We start from the raw sequence: 15,501 nt of genomic DNA on the forward strand, positions 1-15,501 counted from the left end.
GTGAGCGGGCGGCCGATGAATCCGGGCGGCCGCCCGCTCACCCCGCCCCTCACGGGGCGCGCTCACCCGGCCCGGTCGTGCCGCTCCAGCCAGACGTCCTCCGCCGCGTAGTCGAAGAGGGCCTCGCCGTAGGAGCGGACCATCTTCGGGAAGGCCTGCCTCCAGTCGCGCCCGTGGAGCTGCCCCGCGAGCCAGTCGACGGTCCCCGGCAGTGACTCCTCGTACCCCGTCACCGGGCGGTACCCCAGCTCCCGTTCGGCGGCCGTCGTGTCGTAGACGACGGGATGCCTTCCGCTCCACGGTGTGTCTCCGACAGTGCCACCCGGCGGCGCACCCGCCACCAGCACCGTCTCGCTCCTTGTGCCCAGCACGCCGTCGATGGCCGCGCCGATCTCGGCGACGGTGGGTGCCTGCGGGTCGCCCGCGTTGAGAACCCGTGACGCCGGACGCAGCGCGGCCAGCCGTATCAACTCGGCGACGTTGGACACATGGACCGGATGGAAGCGGCTCGCCCCGCCGTAGGCGAGCACCCGCCGTCCGCGCCCGTCCAGCGCGCGCTTGACGAAGTACAGTTCGCGCGGCGTGCGGCAGTGGGCCCCGTGTACCGCGCCCGCGCGCAGCAGCGTCACCGGCAGCACGTCGCCCGCCGCGAGCAGCTCACGCTCCAGCGCGGCCTTGCGCGTCCCGTACGTCGTGTCCCCGGGGGCGACCGTGGACTGCGTCTCCGGGACGGGCACCGGATACTCGGGGAAGCCGTCCGCCTCGCCCTGCGTGTCGAAACTGCGGCCCCGGCCGTCCTCGTACACCGCGCCGCTGGAGATGACGACCGCGGATCCGGCCCGGTCCGCGAGCCCCGTGAGCTGCGCGGCGTGACTCCGGCCGAAGGCGACCATGTCGACCAGGACGTCGCATCCGTCGCCGAGGGCGGAGGCCAGAGCCCCCTCCTCCTCGCGGTCGAGCGCGACGGCGCGGACACCGTCGCCCCAGGTCCCGTCCCTGCCGCCCCCGCGGGACGCCGCGGTCACGTCCCAGCCGTCCCCGGCGAGAGCCCGTACGGCGGCCCGGCCGATCTGTCCCGTGGCGCCCAGCACGAAGGCTCGTCCTCTGCTCATGCCGAAAACGCTACGTCCGCGTCACGTGGCGGGGCCAGGGAGATCTGCCCCCAGCAGATTCCCCCCTCAGCGTGGCCGACGGGGGAACTTCTTGGACTCCTCGCCCTGTGCGGCCTTCGCTTTCACCGCGTACTCGTCGACGTACTCCTGTCCGGAGAGACCGAGAACGGCGTACATGATCTCGTCCGTCACCGCACGGATCGCCGCCTTCTGGTCCTCCAGGCCGGCGTACCGGGAGAAGTCCAGCGGCTCGCCGAACCGGATGGTGACCCGCTTGATCTTGGGCATCTTCTGACCGGGCGGCTGGATCTCGAAGGTGCCGACCATCGCGCAGGGGATGACGGGGACCCCCGCCTTGATCGCCATCACCGCGACGCCGACCTTGCCCTTGTACAGGCGCCCGTCGTGCGACCTGGTGCCCTCCGGGTAGATGCCCAGCAGTTCGCCCTTGCTCAGCACACCCAGGCCTTCGCGGATGGCGGCCTGCCCCGCCTCCTTGCCGGACCTGTCCACGGGGATCTGCCCGATGCTGTGGAAGAAGGCCGCGGTCAGCTTGCCCTTGATGCCCGGGCCGGTGAAGTACTCGGCCTTCGCGAGGAACGTGATGCGCCGCTTGAGGATCGCCGGCATCAGGAAGTGGTCGGAGAACGAGAGGTGGTTGCCCGCCACGATGGCCGCGCCGTCGTCGGGAATGTGTTCCAGCCCCTCGATGCGCGGCCGGAACGTCAGCCGCAGCAGAGGACCCAGCACGACGTACTTCAGGACGTAATAGAACACAGCTTCTCTCCTAGCCTTCCGGACCGGGCCGGTGGCCGCGTTCTGTCAGGTCACGCGTGGCGTTGTCCCTCTGCCGGCCCGGTCGAGCGGCCGGCCGCACCCCGGCCTCCCCGGACGGGTACCCGCTCCTCGTCGTCTCACCTGATGTGGCATCAGCCGGCGGCCCGTGCGGACCCGCCTGCTCGTCGGTGATCGATCGTAGCTTTGTTTCCGGTCCATACGAAGTCCTGGGCCGCCCCCGGCGCACGGCCGCCCGGACACGCCGTCCGCCGCATGCCCCGCCCGGTGGTCCGGCCGGTCACCCCCGGACCAGGCGCCCCAGCGCCCACCGTGCCGGACCGGCGTAGGCGGCGAGGGCGAGTGCGGGACCCTCGATCCGGAGCGTCGTGGCCGATCCGCCCGGCCGGCGCACGACCGCGTGGGACAGGCGCAGGCGGAGCGGCCCCGACCGGACCCTCCACACCCACCGCCACCGCTCCTCGTCCACGGACTCGACGGCGAAGGCGGCGGTGACGCCGAACAGTGAGACGACCTCGCCCCGGGTGCCCGGGGCGAGGCGCTCATCTTCCACGCGCACCGCTCTGATCTGCGGCGACCAGGAGGGCCAGCAGGCCGGGGTCACGTAGCGCAGCCAGACGTCCTCGGGCGGCGCGGCGCCCTCGGCACGCAGCGTCAGGATCGTCATCGGACCGGGGACCGGCTCACCCGGTACGGTCCTGGACGAATTCGTTGAGCGCCTTGCCCGGCCGCAGCGACGCCTCGCCGCCCACGTCGTGGAAGCTGCCGAAGCCCACCAGGGTGACCGCCCTGCCCTCCTTGAGCGCTTCCGCGATCACACCCGGCTCCGCGACCGTCCCGAACAGGGCGTCGACGACCCGGCCGATCCCGTCGTCCGGCAGCCCGCCGCCGCCCGCAGTCTTGCGCCCGATCGCCTCGATCAGCCCGGACCTGTCCATACGGAGCACCCACTTCCCGCCGACGACGACACGCGGCAGCCGTGACCGGCCGGCCGGAGCCGGCCCGTCGCGGCGCCGCACCTCGTCCTCAGGCTGGCACCCCCGGGCGGCCCTCGCACGCAGCCGTAGGCCACCCGGGCGGCCCGGTCACCGGTCGCGACGCCGGGGGACCGGGTACGGGGGGCGGGGGACCGTCTCAGGTGTCGCGGGTGGCGACCATCCCCAGGGTGGCCAGTCCCAGCACCACCCAGCCGAACCAGAGCCAGCCGTTGCTCCCCAGTGCCACTGTGTAAGCCGTCACCGCGACCAGCGCGCCGACCGTGAGCACTCCCATGGTCTTCGTGGATCCAGGCATGAGCGCACGCTCCTCATCGGCCGCACGGCCGTTGAAGCCATGGTCACCCCTTGAGCGTGCCCGCCGCTACTGTCCGCGCGCCTGCAATGACGCGAGATAGGCGTTGTACGCCTTCAGCTCCTTGTCGCCGTCCCGGTCCGCGGCCCGGTCGGAGCGCTTGGCCGTCCGCTGCTCGGAGCGGTACCACTGGAAGACCAGCGCGATCAGTACCAGCACCGACGGGATCTCGCTGAACGCCCAGGCGATGCCACCGGCGGCGGACTGGTCGTCCAGCGCGTCGATGCCGAGCGAGGCGGGCGGATTCTCGTACGCCTTCACCATCGGCTGGGTCGCCATCATCAGCGCGATCCCGAAGAACGCGTGGAACGGCATGCCCGCGAACAGCTCCAGCATCCTGATCACGTATCCGGGCCTGTGCGGGCCGGGGTCCACGCCCATGATCGGCCAGAAGAACACCAGGCCGACGGCCAGGAAGTGCACCATCATCGCGATGTGGCCGGCCTTCGACTCCATCAGGAAGTCGAACAGCGGGGTGAAGTACAGCCCGTAGAGGCTCGCGATGAAGAGCGGGATGGTGAAGGCCGGGTGCGTGACGATCTTCATGTAGCGGCTGTGGAGCAGTTTGAGCAGCAGTTCGCGCGGGCCCGTGCGGCCCCGCCCCGCCACCGGCAGTGCCCGCAGCGCCAGCGTCACCGGGGCGCCCAGGAGCAGCAGGATCGGCGACACCATGCTGATCACCATGTGCTGCACCATGTGCACGCTGAACATGACCATGCCGTAGTCGTTGAGACCCGTGCACATCACCAGGACGATGGACAGCACTCCGAGGACGAAGAACACGCTCCGGTGGACCGGCCAGCCGTCGCCCCGCCCGCGCAGCCTCAGTACCCCGTAGCCGTAGAGGGCGAGGGCCGCGACGCAGCCGATCAGGAAGAACGGGTCCGCGGAGAACTCGAGGCCGCGTCCCAGCGTGAACGGCGGCAGATCCATGTTCATGCCGTGCCCGCTGTGATCCATCTGTTCACTCCCGCTGGGGACGTCCCCGTTTCGTGCCGGTTGTCCGGTCCAGACTAGAACCGCCCCCGGCCGCGGGTGCGGCCGGGGGCGGTCCATGGGGTGTCGTGACGGTCAGAGCACGACCTGAGCCTCGGCGTAGCGCTCGGCAGGGACCGTCTTGAGGGTCTCCACGGCGGCCGCCAGCGGGACCATCGTGATGTCCGTGCCGCGCAGCGCCGTCATCATGCCGAACTCACCGCGGTGAGCCGCCTCCACCGCGTGCCAGCCGAAGCGTGTGGCCAGCACACGGTCGTACGCGGTCGGGGTGCCGCCTCGCTGCACATGGCCGAGGATCACCGGGCGGGCCTCCTTGCCGAGGCGGTGCTCCAACTCGCCGGAGAGCTGGGTCGCCACACCGGCGAAGCGCTCGTGACCGTAGATGTCCTTCTTGCCCTGGCTGAACTCCATCGAGCCCTCGCGGGGCTTGGCGCCCTCCGCGACGACGACGATCGCGAACTTCTTCCCGTCCGAGAAGCGCCGGCCGACCAGCTCGGTCAGCTCGCCGATGTCGAAGGGCCGCTCGGGTACGACGATGGCGTGCGCGCCGGCCGCCATGCCCGAGTGGAGTGCGATCCACCCGGTGTGCCGCCCCATGACCTCGACGATCAGCACCCGCTGGTGCGACTCGGCGGTCGTCTTCAGCCGGTCCAGCGCCTCGGTGGCGACCCCGACGGCCGTGTCGAAGCCGAAGGTCACATCGGTGGAGGCGATGTCGTTGTCGATGGTCTTGGGTACACCGACGATGGGCAGCCCCGCCTCGGAGAGCAGGTTCGCCGCCTTCAGCGTGCCTTCGCCGCCGATCGGGATGATCGCGTCCAGGCCGAGATCGGCGACGTGGCCCTTCGCGCGCTCCACACCGTCACGCAGATGCGCGGGCTGGACACGGGACGAGCCGAGGATCGTGCCGCCGCGGGCGAGGATGCCGCCGACCGCGTCGAGGTCGAGCTTGCGGTAGTCGCACTCGAGGAGGCCCTTCCAGCCGTCGTGGAAGCCGATGACCTCGTCGCCGTGGTCGACCACCGCGCGGTGCACGACGGAACGGATGACGGCGTTGAGGCCGGGGCAGTCGCCGCCGGAGGTGAGCACACCAATTCGCATTGCCCGGGAAACCTTTGCAACGTGGGCCGACGCCGGACCACGTCGTCCGGTTGGATCCCCGCCACCTTACCGGCGCGGGGTGGCCGGACCGTACCCGGTGTCCGACTGCTGGACGTCCGCCGGATGTACACCGGCCACACACGTACGGACCGGCCCCTCGGGAGGGGCCGGTCCGTACGGTGCGGCGGTCAGGCCGGCTGGGTCGCCGCGGCGATCCGCTCGGCGCGCAGCGCCTCGTACCACCGGTCGTCGCTCGGCGGCAGAGCGTTCACGTCCAGGGCCAGCTTCAGCAGCAGGTCCGCGATCAGCGGGTTGCGCGCCAGGACCGGCCCGTGCATGTAGGTGCCGAACACGGTGTCGTTGTACGCGCCCTCCGTACCGTCCCCCGTGCCGTTGCCCCGGCCGAGCCGCACCCGGGCGAACGGGCGCGCCGCCGGGCCGAGATGGGTGATGCCCTGGTGGTTCTCGAAACCGGTCAGCGGCGGCAGGCCGAGGTTCGGGTCGATGTCCCCGAGGACGTCGCCGACGCACCGGGCACCCTCGCCGCGGGTCGAGACGACGTCGAGCAGCCCGAGACCGGGCTCGCGCTCGCCGAGGTCGTTGATGAACTCGTGGCCGAGGATCTGGTAGCCCGCGCAGACCGAGAAGATGATCGCGCCGTTCGACGCGGCCCTGCTCAGCCCGCCGTCACGGCGCAGGCGTTCCGCGGCGAGACGCTGCGGCCGGTCCTCACCGCCGCCGATCAGGTAGATGTCGCCCGACGTAGGGATGGGCTGGTCGCTGCGCACGTCCACGCGCGACACGTCGAGACCGCGCTGACGTGCCCGGCGCTCCACCACCAGGGCATTGCCCTGGTCGCCGTAGGTGCTGAGGAGGTCGGGGTAGACCCACACCAGCCGCAGGCTGTTGTTGCTCATGCTTCGTCCTCTCCGGGGGTTGCCCGCGCGGGGGTCAGTTGCCGACACGACGGCGCAGATCCTGGAAGGCGGTGTAGTTGGCGATGACCTCGATGCGGCCGGGCGGAGACATCTGGACGGCCTCGTCCAGGGTCTCGCAGACACGGAAGTCGAGTCCGGCGACCTCGAGCCGGACCGCCAGGTCCAGCTTGCGGTCGCCCAGCACGAAGATCGGGTGACCGTAGAGCTGGGTGTAGTCGACGTCCCAGAGCCAGGAGGTGTCCGTGCCGTCGGCGCCACGGGCGTTCACCGAGAGGATCACCGGGGTGGGCGGCGGGTCGATCAGGGAGAACGTCTCGAGCCAGCCGGCCGGGTTCTTCGCCAGCAGGAGCCGGAGCTCACGGCCGAGGAAGGTGACGACGTCGTAGCGGCCCGCCACGGCCTGCACCTGGTACATGCGCTCCAGGGCGACCTGCGGCGGCACGCCGAACACGGCGGCCACGGCGGCCGAGCTCGTGGCGTTGGCCTTGTTGGCCCGGCCCGGAAGCTGCAGGTGGATCGGCCACGCCGAGCCGTGCGGGTCCAGGACGTAGTCGCCGTTCAGCGCCCAGCTCGGGGCGGGGCGGCGGAAACCGCACTCGCCGCAGAACCAGTCGTCACCGGGGCGCTGCATCACACCGCCGCAGGACGGGCAGGACCAGGCGTCGTCCTTCCACGCCTGCCCCGCCGCGACCCACACCACGTTGGGGGACGACGAGGCGGCCCAGACGATCAGCGGGTCGTCGGCGTTGGCCACGATCACGGCCTTGGAGCCCGACAGGCCCTCACGCCACTGCTCGGCCATCATCCGGGTCTCCGCCGCGCGGTCCAGCTGGTCGCGCGAGAGGTTGAGCAGCGCGATCACCTTCGGGGTCGTGTCGCGTGCCACACCGGCGAGGTACTTCTCGTCGACCTCGATCACGCCGTACCGCGCGTCCGAGCCACCGGCCAGCGCGGAGGTGATCCCTGCCGGCATGTTGGCTCCGAGCGCGTTCGACACGACGGGGCCCGCGGCCCGGAGTGCCTCCGCGATCAGCCGGGTCGTGGTCGTCTTGCCGTTCGTCGCCGACACGAGGATCACGTCCAGGTGCTGCGCCAGCCGCCCGAGCAGGTCGGGGTCGAGCTTGAGCGCCACCCGGCCGCCGATCACCGATCCGCTGCCGCGCCCCGCAGCGCGCGACACCGCCGCCGCGGCCTTGCCCGCCGTCACGGCGAGCTTGGCCCGCGGCGACAACGGCTCCGTGTTGCCTGCCATCGTCCTAGATCCTCCTTGCGTAAGTCCGCACCCAGCCTATCGATGTCCGGCCCGCCGCCCGCACCTCGGCACCACGGGGAACGTGGAGGTCACGTGGAACGTACGCTTCTCCCCATGCGAAACCGCCCGATCCCCGGCAGTTCCGGACGCGTTCGTGCCATGAGCCTGTTCGGCGCCCCGGTGCTCCACAGTCCGTGCGACGACGTCACCGACTTCGGTCCGTCGCTCGCCCGGCTGGTGGAGGACATGTTCGCCACCATGTACGCGGCGAACGGTGTCGGGCTCGCCGCGAACCAGGTCGGCGTCCCGCTCAAGGTGCTCGTCTACGACTGCCCGGACGACGACGAGGTCAGGCACCTGGGCCATCTCGTCAATCCGGTACTCGTCGAGGCGGACGGCATCACCGTACGCGGACCGGAGGGCTGTCTCTCGCTTCCGGGGCTCGAGGCGGGCACGCCGCGCTTCGACCGCGCGGTCGTCGAGGGCCGGACGGTGACGGGGGAGCCGGTGCGGGTCACCGGCACCGGCTGGTTCGCCCGCTGCCTGCAGCACGAGTGCGACCACCTCGACGGCCGGATCTACACGGACCGGCTCACCGGCCTGCGCCGCGCCAGGGCGCTGCGCGCGGCCCGCCGGGCGCCGTGGGGGCGGGGGAGCACCGCCTGACCGGCAGCCGAGAGGTCTCAGAACCCCCGGCCGCCGGGCCGGTCCCCCGCCTCGGCCAGCCTGCCCCAGAGCAGGTCGGCGAGGCTGCGTACCAGCTGCTCGCGTGAGCACGGACGGTCACCCAGCCACCAGTCGCCTGCCGCGTGCATCATGCCGACGATCCCGTGGCCCCAGATGCGGGCCATCTGCTCACTGTCCGGGCCGAGGTCGACCCGCTCCACGATCACCTTGCCCAGCTCCTCGCCCAGGCGGCGCAGCAGCGGGGCCGAGTGCCGGCCGACGTCGAAACCCTGCTCCGGCGAGGGGGCGGCGTCCTCGGACGGATGCATCAGGAAGCGGTAGACCTGCGGGCGGGCCTCGATCGCGGCGAGGTAGGTGTCCAGGGTCGCCTCGACCCGCTCGCGCCGTCCGGAGGGTGCGTCGAGTGCGGCCCGCAAGGCGCTCAGCAGGGCGTCGGTGTGGCGTTTGGCGAGCGCGCGGTAGAGGCCGCCCTTGTCGCCGAAGTGCCGGTAGAGGATGGGCTTGGTGATCCCGGCCTCCGCGGCGATCGCGTTCATCGAGGCCTGCGGGCCGTCCCTGAGCACCACCCGGTCCGCGGCTTCGAGCAGCTCACGACGGCGGCGTTCGGCCGCTGTCCGCTGCCGTTCGGCCCCTCTTGTGGTCTCCATGTCGTTTCTCCCGCCCCGCCAAACTGTCCTGCGATCTCGTCACGCCCGGGCAACGTAACACCCTGCTCCGCCGCACGCGGATCCGTCGCGGGCCGGTTGACAGAAGCTACTTGCTGGTAACAGACTGTTGTTACCGCTAGTAACGGGTTTTCCGGAAGTGCATGGAGGGAACCATGGCCGAGTTCACGCTCGAGCTCAACGACGACCAGAAGCAGGTCCGTGACTGGCTGCACGGATTCGCGGCCGAGGTGATCCGGCCGGCCGCTTCGGAGTGGGACGAGCGTGAGGAAACGCCCTGGCCCGTCATCCAGGAGGCGGCCAAGGTCGGCATCTACTCCCTCGACTTCTACGCCCAGCAGTTCTTCGACCCTACGGGGCTGGGTATCCCCATGGCCATGGAGGAGCTCTTCTGGGGCGACGCCGGCATCGCGCTGTCGATCGTCGGCACGGGCCTGGCGGCCGTCGGCGTGCTCGCCAACGGCACCGAGGAGCAGATCGGCACCTGGATCCCCCAGATGTACGGGGACGCCGACGACGTGAAGGTCGCCGCCTTCTGTTCCTCCGAGCCCGATGCCGGCTCGGACGTGGCCTCGATGCGCACCCGCGCGGTGTACGACGAGGCCAAGGACGAGTGGGTGCTCAACGGCACCAAGACCTGGGCGACCAACGGCGGAATCGCCAACGTCCACGTCGTCGTCGCCGTCGTCGACCCGGAGCTGGGCTCGAAGGGGCACGCCTCCTTCATCGTCCCGCCGGCCACTCCCGGCCTCTCGCAGGGCCAGAAGTTCAAGAAGCACGGAATCCGCGCCTCGCACACGGCCGAGGTCGTCCTCGAGGACGTCCGCGTCCCCGGCCACTGCCTGCTCGGCGGCAAGGAGAAGCTCGACGAGCGCCTCGCCCGTGCCCGGGAGCGCGCCAGGTCCGGCGGTGAGCGTGTCAAGAACGCGGCGATGGCCACCTTCGAGGCGTCGCGTCCCGCCGTCGGCGCCATGGCGGTCGGCACCGCCCGCGCCGCATACGAGGTCGCCCTGGACTACGCGAAGACCCGCACCCAGTTCGGCCGCCCCATCATCGACAACCAGGGCATCGCGTTCCAGCTGGCCGACATGCGGACGCAGATCGACGCCGCACGGCTGCTCGTCTGGCGCGCCTCCTGGATGGCGAGCGCCGGCAAGCCGTTCACCGCGGCCGAGGGCTCGATGTCCAAGCTCTACGCGAGCGAGACGGCGAAGAAGGTCACCGCCCAGGCCGTCCAGATCCTCGGAGGCAACGGCTTCACCCGGGAGTACCCGGTCGAGCGCATGCACAGGGATGCCGCGATCTACACGATCTTCGAGGGTACGAGCGAGATCCAGCGTCTGGTGATCGCCCGCACCCTGTCGGGGATGCCCATCCGCTGACCGTGCCGCGGGGCCGGACCGTACGCCGCGTACGCCGGTCCGGCCCCGCGTGCCGCCTGCCCCGCTACCGGGGCAGGCTGGCCTCGATCAGCGCGACGACCTCGGGGGCCTCCGGCTCGGTGCGGGGGCGGATCCTGGCGACCGGCTCGCCCGCCGGGGAGATGAGGAACTTCTCGAAGTTCCACTGGACGTCACCGGCCGCACCCTCGGCGTCGTCGAGCTTGGTCAGCTCCGTGTACAGCGGGTGCCGGTGCTCACCGTTGACGTCGGTCTTCTCCAGGAGCGGGAAGCTCACCCCGTACGTCGCCGAGCAGAAGGTCTGGATCTCCTCGGCGCTCCCCGGCTCCTGGCCCGCGAACTGGTTGCACGGCACCCCGAGGACGGTGAACCCCCGGTCCCCGTACTCCTTCTGGAGCCTCTCCAGGCCGGCGTACTGAGGGGTGAGCCCGCACTTGGACGCGACGTTCACCAGGAGGACCGCCGAGCCCTCGTAGGCCCCCAGCGTGGTCGGTTCGCCGGTGAGCGTGCGGAGCGGGATGTCATGCAGCGTCATGTGATGTCTCCTCGGTGGCGTGGCGTCACCCTCATTGTGACGGCCCCTCCTGGGCGGCGTGCAGGGGGCCGAGCTTCCGGTGGTAGAAGGTGGTCGCCCTGAGCGTGCCGTACGGGTCGGCCGCGTAATCCGGGACGGAGCCGCACGGCGTCCAGCCCGCCGAGCGGTAGAGCGCCTCGGCGTCGCTTCCCGTCTCGGTGTCCAGGACCAGCAGTGTCAGCCCCTCGGCCGCCGCGAACTCCTCGACCTCCGTGAGCAGCGCACGGCCGACGCCCCGGCCGCGGGCCGACGGCCTGACCATGAGCTTGGCGACCTCCGCGCGGTGGCGTGCGTTGGGCAGTGCCGTCCTGACGAGGGTGATCGTGCCCACCACCCGCTCGTCGTCACGGGCGATCCAGATCTGCTGGCTCCCCGTCTCGACCGCGGCGGCCCGTCCGCGCCACCAGTCGGCGGCCGCGGTCCGGTCCAGCGGGGCGAGGAATCCGACGGACGACCCGCCCTCCACCGCCTCGATCAGCAGGGCGGCGAGTTCATCGGCGTACGTGACCAGTCCGGGGCCGGACACGGGGACGATCTCGGTCATGGGGAGGGTCCTTTCACTTCACGGCAGGACGATCATCAGTGCGTATCGGACCCGTTCGGGGCCCGGGCAGTGGAAGTGGGAGGGACCGCGCAGCCGGAAGCGCAGGCAGTCGCCCCCGCGCACGGTGTGCACGGTGCCGTCGACGGTGACCTCGACCGTGCCTTCGAGCACCCAGATGTGCTGCTCCACACCGGGCACGGGTGCGTTCTCGTAAGCGATGTCGGAGCCGGCGTCGAGCGTGGCCTCGACGACCTCGGCGCGCAGCCCGGCGTGCGGCGGCGACACGGAGCGGCGTACGAAGCCGGCTCGCTCGTCCCGCCAGACCGTCTGCCGTGCGGCTGGGACCAGTTGGGGCGGCTCCGCCTCCACCTCCATCAGCAGCCGGGACATCGTCCGGCCGTACGCGGTGCAGAGCTGCCCGAGCACGGCGGTGGTCGGGCTCAGCTCCCCCCGCTCCAGCCTGGACAGGGTCGAGCGGCTCACCTCGGTACGGCGGGACAGCTCGTCCAGGGACCAGCCGCGTTCGGTGCGAAGCGCGCCCAGCCGCGCCGCGAGGCGGTCGTCGACGGTGTCCGGAGCCTCCTCGTCTCTCATATCTGGGATATTATTCCTGTGCAGAGATGAAGGTCAAGGTGGTCCACGTGCTGACCGGGTGATGGCGTGTCAGGCTGATGGGCGGGATATGAGCCGTTTCGCGGCTTGAGTCGCACCCTGAACGAGGAGGTCGGCATGGCTGGAAGTACGAGTGGGATGCGGACGGACCACGACTCCGCCGGAGCGCGCAAGGCGGCTCCGTCCGGCCGGGCCGTCTTCGCGGGCGTGATGATGATCTTCGGTGGCGCCATGGCGGTCTTCGAGGGGATCGCCGCCATCGCCAAGGACGACCTGTTCGTCTCGACCAGCGACTACGTGTTCCAGTTCAGCCTGACCGGCTGGGGCTGGGTACACCTCATCCTCGGCATCGTCGTCGTGGTCGCCGGCTGCGCGGTGCTGTTCAGCGGAGCGCTGTGGGCACGCGGCGTCGGCGTCGTCCTCGCCGGACTCCTCGCGCTGGCCAACTTCCTCTGGCTCCCGTACTACCCCTTCTGGTCCATCGTCCTCATCGCGGTCAACGTCTTCGTCATCTGGGCGCTGTGCTCGGGGTCGCACCAGGGCGCTCGAGCCTGAGCACCAGGACGTAGGACACCACCACGGAGACGATCACGAGCGGCATCACGGTGATGCCCTCCGTCCCCAGCAGCAGCGTGGCCAGCAGTACCGACGTCATCGGCAGCCTGAGCATCGCCACACACATGGCGCCGATGCCCATCGCGAAGCCCGAGGTCGCGTTCAGGCCGGGCAGGTGCGACAGCACCAGCCCGGCCGCCGCCCCGAGGAACATCGCCGGGAAGATCGGGCCGCCCCTGAACGCACCCAGGGACGCGGAGTACGCGAGCGCCTTGCAGAGGATCAGCACGAGGAGTGTGGCGACGGTGTACGTCGCGTCCTCGGCGAGCAGGCCGCCCAGGTCGTCCTGACCCGAGTAGAGCACCTCGGACGCCTCCCTCCCCGTGCTCTCGGCGTAGAGCAGCGCCAGCACGCCGACCGCCAGGCCCATCGCCACGGTCGTGATCACCCGCCGCTGCTCGACGAGCCCCTGCAGGGAGAGCGACAGCCTCTTGAGGCCGGTGCCGGCGAGTGCCGCGGCCGCCCCCAGTGCGACGGCCCATCCGAACTCGGCGAACGTGGGCTGGGGGGTGTGCGGCACGTGGGGGAGGGTCAGGGAGTACGTCCCCAGTCCGGTCCACGACCCCAGGCCGACGAAGATGAGCGACCCGATGCCCGAGGCCAGCAGCCCCGGCACGAGGACGAGGCCGAGCGTCATCCCGGCCAGGCCGGACGCCTCCATCAAGAGGAAGGCGCCGAGCAGCGGTGATCCGAGCAGGGCGCTCACGGCGGCGAAGCTGCCCGCCGCGGCCACCATGGCGCCCGCGCTCGGTGCGATGCCGGGCTTCAGCAGCCGCGCGGCGTACACGGCCAGTCCTCCGCCCAGGGCGATGAGGGGGGCCTCGGGGCCGAGGACCGCGCCGAGGCCGAGGGCGGCCACGGCGGCGAGCGCCACGCCGGGGAGTTCCGCGGCCGTCGGCGCCCCTCCGGTCGAGAGCCCCTCGGCGGGTCTGTGTCCGCCCGTCCCGGGGAGGTGGCGGATGGTGAGGCCGGTCAGCAGGCCCGCCACGGCCAGCAGCGGCACCGGCCACCAGGAGGGCGTGCCGTGGAAACCCAGTGCGCGGGGGAGGTTCTCGTAGGTCAGGGACTGGATCTCGTGGACGAGCGCCAGGAAGCCGAACGCCGCGGCGGAGATGGGGACTCCGAGGATCGCGACCAGGACGAGGAGCACCGTGTACCCCCGGGTGCGGACCACCGTGAGCGGATCCGGTGACTCCGTGCCGGGTGCTGCGACCGGTTCGGCCGACATGGTCATGGTCTCCTCGGTGTCGGGTCCCGGCCGGGTCGAACCGCCCCGCCGGGTTCCTCACGGTGATACCACGATGTCTGACTATGTCTGCGATGTACCCGCTGTCGAGACGTGGTGAATCGGGGACCGCGTCAGCCGCGGTCCTCCTCGGCGGCCGGCAGCCGGCCCGCCGCCACCGCGTCGATCAGCGCCCGGTGGTCCCGCTCGTTCTGGTCGGCGTACCGCTCGGCGAACGTCTCCAGCGCCCGGTCGAACACCTCGCTCCGGCCCAGATACGCCGCGATGGCGACGCGGTCGCCGGACCGGGCGTGTGCGCGGGCCAGGGTGGACCCGCACAGCTCCCCGAAGGCGCCCATGCCCCGCGGCACCATCAGCTCCGGTTCGACGACGCCCTTCCAGTCGCGCAGTTGGCGCACGTAGAAGTCCCGGCGCTTCCCGTCGAAGCCGTCCACCCGCTCCCAGCCCAGGAAGATGTCGCCCGCCGCCTGCATCAGGCGCTGGCCGGCCACCACCCTTCGGCCCTGGTTCCGGTAGGTGCTCGGCCCCGCGTGCGGTGCCAGTACCGAGGTGTCCGCCTCCTTGGCCTGGAGGAAGAGGGGGTCCTCGCCGTCCCTGCCCAGCAGGAGGATGATCCAGCAGCGCGTCCCGACGCTGCCCACGCCGACGACCTTGCGGGCCATGTCCACGGGCCGGAAGTCGGCGAGCAGCGCCCTGCGGTCCGTGGGGAGGCTGCGGCCGTAGCGCTCCAGAAGCCTTCGCAACCTGCCCTCGGTGACCAGTCGTTCGGCGTCGGGCAGCAGATCCGCGAGCGGCACGATCAGGGGAGGGTCGGCGGCGATCCGGAGCCGGCCGCCGGATGTCTCGGTCAGCTTGCCGAACGCCTGGAGGCTGTCCCTGGTACGGGCCTTCGCCGTCGCTCTGGCCACCCGTCTGCGGCCCTGGGCGGCGAGCCTGTCCGTGGCCACGGTCCTGAGGCGGTCCGCATCCGTCTTCGTGTACCAGACGTCGAGATTGCGCATCTCCGCGAACCGGATCATCGACTCCCGGTACGACCGTACGGTCGCCCGCACGATGCGGGCCCGCTCCTTGTCCGTGAAGCCGTTGGCGCGCCCCGCGATGACGAGACTGGCGGCCAGCCGCTTGAGGTCCCACTCCCAGGGGCCCGGCAGGGTCTCGTCGAAGTCGTTGATGTCGAACAGCAGGTTGCGCTCGGGCGAGGCGAGCAGCCTGAAGTTCATGAGATGGGCGTCGCCGCACAGCTGGGCCCTGATGCCCGAGTCCGGCGTCCCCGCCAGGTCGGAGGCCATGATCGCCGCCGCCCCGCGGTAGAAGCGGAACGGCGATTGCGTCATGCGCCCGTACCGGATCGGGACGAGTTCCCGCAGCCGTGCCGCCGACTGGGCCTCCAGGAGGGCCAGCGGGTCCGGGCGGTCCGCCGCCGGCTCGTACACCGCGTGGCCGGACCGGGGGGCCTGCTTGCGTGCCGCCTTGCCGAGCGCGGCCCGTTCTCGTGGTGTCGCACCCGGGACGGCGCGGAGCGGTGAGGTGCGTTCCTGGGGCATGGCGGCCCTCCTGGCTGTGAGCGGGGCCGCCCGAGCGGCCTCTCTCCCATCATCCAGGGGCGCGCCGGTT

At 71.4% G+C, this 15,501-nt stretch carries 18 protein-coding genes; 3 read left to right on the plus strand and 15 right to left on the minus strand.

The genetic code is table 11. From position 1 onward, the window contains the following. Positions 1-62 precede the first annotated feature (62 nt). From ACIRJR_RS25205 to ACIRJR_RS25245, 9 genes are all read right to left on the minus strand, one after another. Entirely contained in the window at positions 63-1,091 is a 1,029-nt protein-coding gene (locus ACIRJR_RS25205) for an NAD-dependent epimerase/dehydratase family protein (protein ID WP_403784747.1), read from the minus strand. 87 nt (positions 1,092-1,178) lie between these two features. After that, entirely contained in the window at positions 1,179-1,889 is a 711-nt protein-coding gene (locus ACIRJR_RS25210; protein WP_403784529.1) for a lysophospholipid acyltransferase family protein, read from the minus strand. Positions 1,890-2,187: 298 nt separating this feature from the next. Beyond that, a complete protein-coding gene (locus tag ACIRJR_RS25215) occupies positions 2,188-2,574 on the minus strand; it encodes an SRPBCC family protein (protein ID WP_403784531.1) in 387 nt (128 codons plus the stop codon). Between the two features lie 16 nt (positions 2,575-2,590). Continuing rightward, positions 2,591-2,845: an HU family DNA-binding protein gene (locus tag ACIRJR_RS25220; protein WP_403784533.1), complete on the minus strand. Its 255-nt coding sequence runs from the start codon at positions 2,843-2,845 to the stop codon at positions 2,591-2,593. A gap of 196 nt (positions 2,846-3,041) precedes the next feature. After that, positions 3,042-3,200 (minus strand): hypothetical protein, encoded by a 159-nt coding sequence (locus ACIRJR_RS25225; RefSeq protein ID WP_164493765.1) that lies wholly within the window; start codon positions 3,198-3,200, stop codon positions 3,042-3,044. Positions 3,201-3,266: 66 nt separating this feature from the next. Continuing rightward, on the minus strand, positions 3,267-4,217 hold the full coding sequence (locus ACIRJR_RS25230; RefSeq protein WP_403784535.1) for a cytochrome c oxidase assembly protein: 951 nt from the start codon (positions 4,215-4,217) through the stop codon (positions 3,267-3,269). 111 nt (positions 4,218-4,328) lie between these two features. After that, on the minus strand, positions 4,329-5,354 hold the full coding sequence (locus tag ACIRJR_RS25235; protein ID WP_403784537.1) for a 6-phosphofructokinase: 1,026 nt from the start codon (positions 5,352-5,354) through the stop codon (positions 4,329-4,331). Between the two features lie 188 nt (positions 5,355-5,542). Then, positions 5,543-6,271, minus strand: a complete 729-nt coding sequence (locus ACIRJR_RS25240; RefSeq protein WP_391775748.1) for a type 1 glutamine amidotransferase — start codon at positions 6,269-6,271, stop codon at positions 5,543-5,545. Positions 6,272-6,305: 34 nt separating this feature from the next. Continuing rightward, positions 6,306-7,544, minus strand: a complete 1,239-nt coding sequence (locus tag ACIRJR_RS25245; RefSeq protein WP_403784539.1) for a MurT ligase domain-containing protein — start codon at positions 7,542-7,544, stop codon at positions 6,306-6,308. A gap of 114 nt (positions 7,545-7,658) precedes the next feature. Here ACIRJR_RS25245 and def point away from each other — a divergent pair, with 114 nt between their 5' ends. Next, complete coding sequence (def, locus tag ACIRJR_RS25250) at positions 7,659-8,210, plus strand: peptide deformylase (protein WP_403784541.1); 552 nt, start codon at positions 7,659-7,661, stop codon at positions 8,208-8,210. Positions 8,211-8,227: 17 nt separating this feature from the next. Here def and ACIRJR_RS25255 read toward each other — a convergent pair whose 3' ends face one another. Next, on the minus strand, positions 8,228-8,878 hold the full coding sequence (locus ACIRJR_RS25255; RefSeq protein ID WP_403784543.1) for a TetR family transcriptional regulator: 651 nt from the start codon (positions 8,876-8,878) through the stop codon (positions 8,228-8,230). A 173-nt stretch (positions 8,879-9,051) separates the two neighbouring features. Between ACIRJR_RS25255 and ACIRJR_RS25260 the strand changes: the two genes are divergently transcribed. Continuing rightward, positions 9,052-10,278: an acyl-CoA dehydrogenase family protein gene (locus ACIRJR_RS25260; protein ID WP_403784545.1), complete on the plus strand. Its 1,227-nt coding sequence runs from the start codon at positions 9,052-9,054 to the stop codon at positions 10,276-10,278. A gap of 64 nt (positions 10,279-10,342) precedes the next feature. On the opposite strand, the gene ACIRJR_RS25265 is transcribed toward ACIRJR_RS25260, so the two are convergent. From ACIRJR_RS25265 to ACIRJR_RS25275, 3 genes are read right to left on the minus strand one after another with little or no spacing between them, the layout of a single operon-like run. Beyond that, positions 10,343-10,831, minus strand: a complete 489-nt coding sequence (locus ACIRJR_RS25265) for a glutathione peroxidase (RefSeq protein ID WP_403784547.1) — start codon at positions 10,829-10,831, stop codon at positions 10,343-10,345. A gap of 31 nt (positions 10,832-10,862) precedes the next feature. Continuing rightward, positions 10,863-11,414 (minus strand): GNAT family N-acetyltransferase, encoded by a 552-nt coding sequence (locus ACIRJR_RS25270; RefSeq protein ID WP_403784549.1) that lies wholly within the window; start codon positions 11,412-11,414, stop codon positions 10,863-10,865. An 18-nt stretch (positions 11,415-11,432) separates the two neighbouring features. Then, a complete protein-coding gene (locus tag ACIRJR_RS25275) occupies positions 11,433-12,008 on the minus strand; it encodes a helix-turn-helix domain-containing protein (RefSeq protein WP_403784551.1) in 576 nt (191 codons plus the stop codon). Between the two features lie 135 nt (positions 12,009-12,143). On the opposite strand from ACIRJR_RS25275, the gene ACIRJR_RS25280 reads away from it, so the two are divergent. Beyond that, the gene (locus ACIRJR_RS25280; protein ID WP_403784553.1) at positions 12,144-12,581 is read left to right on the plus strand and encodes a hypothetical protein; all 438 of its coding nucleotides are present in this window, start codon (positions 12,144-12,146) and stop codon (positions 12,579-12,581) included. Here ACIRJR_RS25280 and ACIRJR_RS25285 read toward each other — a convergent pair. Continuing rightward, a complete protein-coding gene (locus tag ACIRJR_RS25285; RefSeq protein ID WP_403784555.1) occupies positions 12,535-13,869 on the minus strand; it encodes a chloride channel protein in 1,335 nt (444 codons plus the stop codon). The genes ACIRJR_RS25280 and ACIRJR_RS25285 overlap by 47 nt on opposite strands. A gap of 131 nt (positions 13,870-14,000) precedes the next feature. Further along, positions 14,001-15,431 (minus strand): DUF2252 domain-containing protein, encoded by a 1,431-nt coding sequence (locus ACIRJR_RS25290; protein ID WP_403784557.1) that lies wholly within the window; start codon positions 15,429-15,431, stop codon positions 14,001-14,003. Positions 15,432-15,501: the final 70 nt, after the last annotated feature.

It is taken from the genome of Streptomyces sp. NPDC102402, assembly GCF_044765765.1.
Taxonomy (GTDB): domain Bacteria; phylum Actinomycetota; class Actinomycetes; order Streptomycetales; family Streptomycetaceae; genus Streptomyces.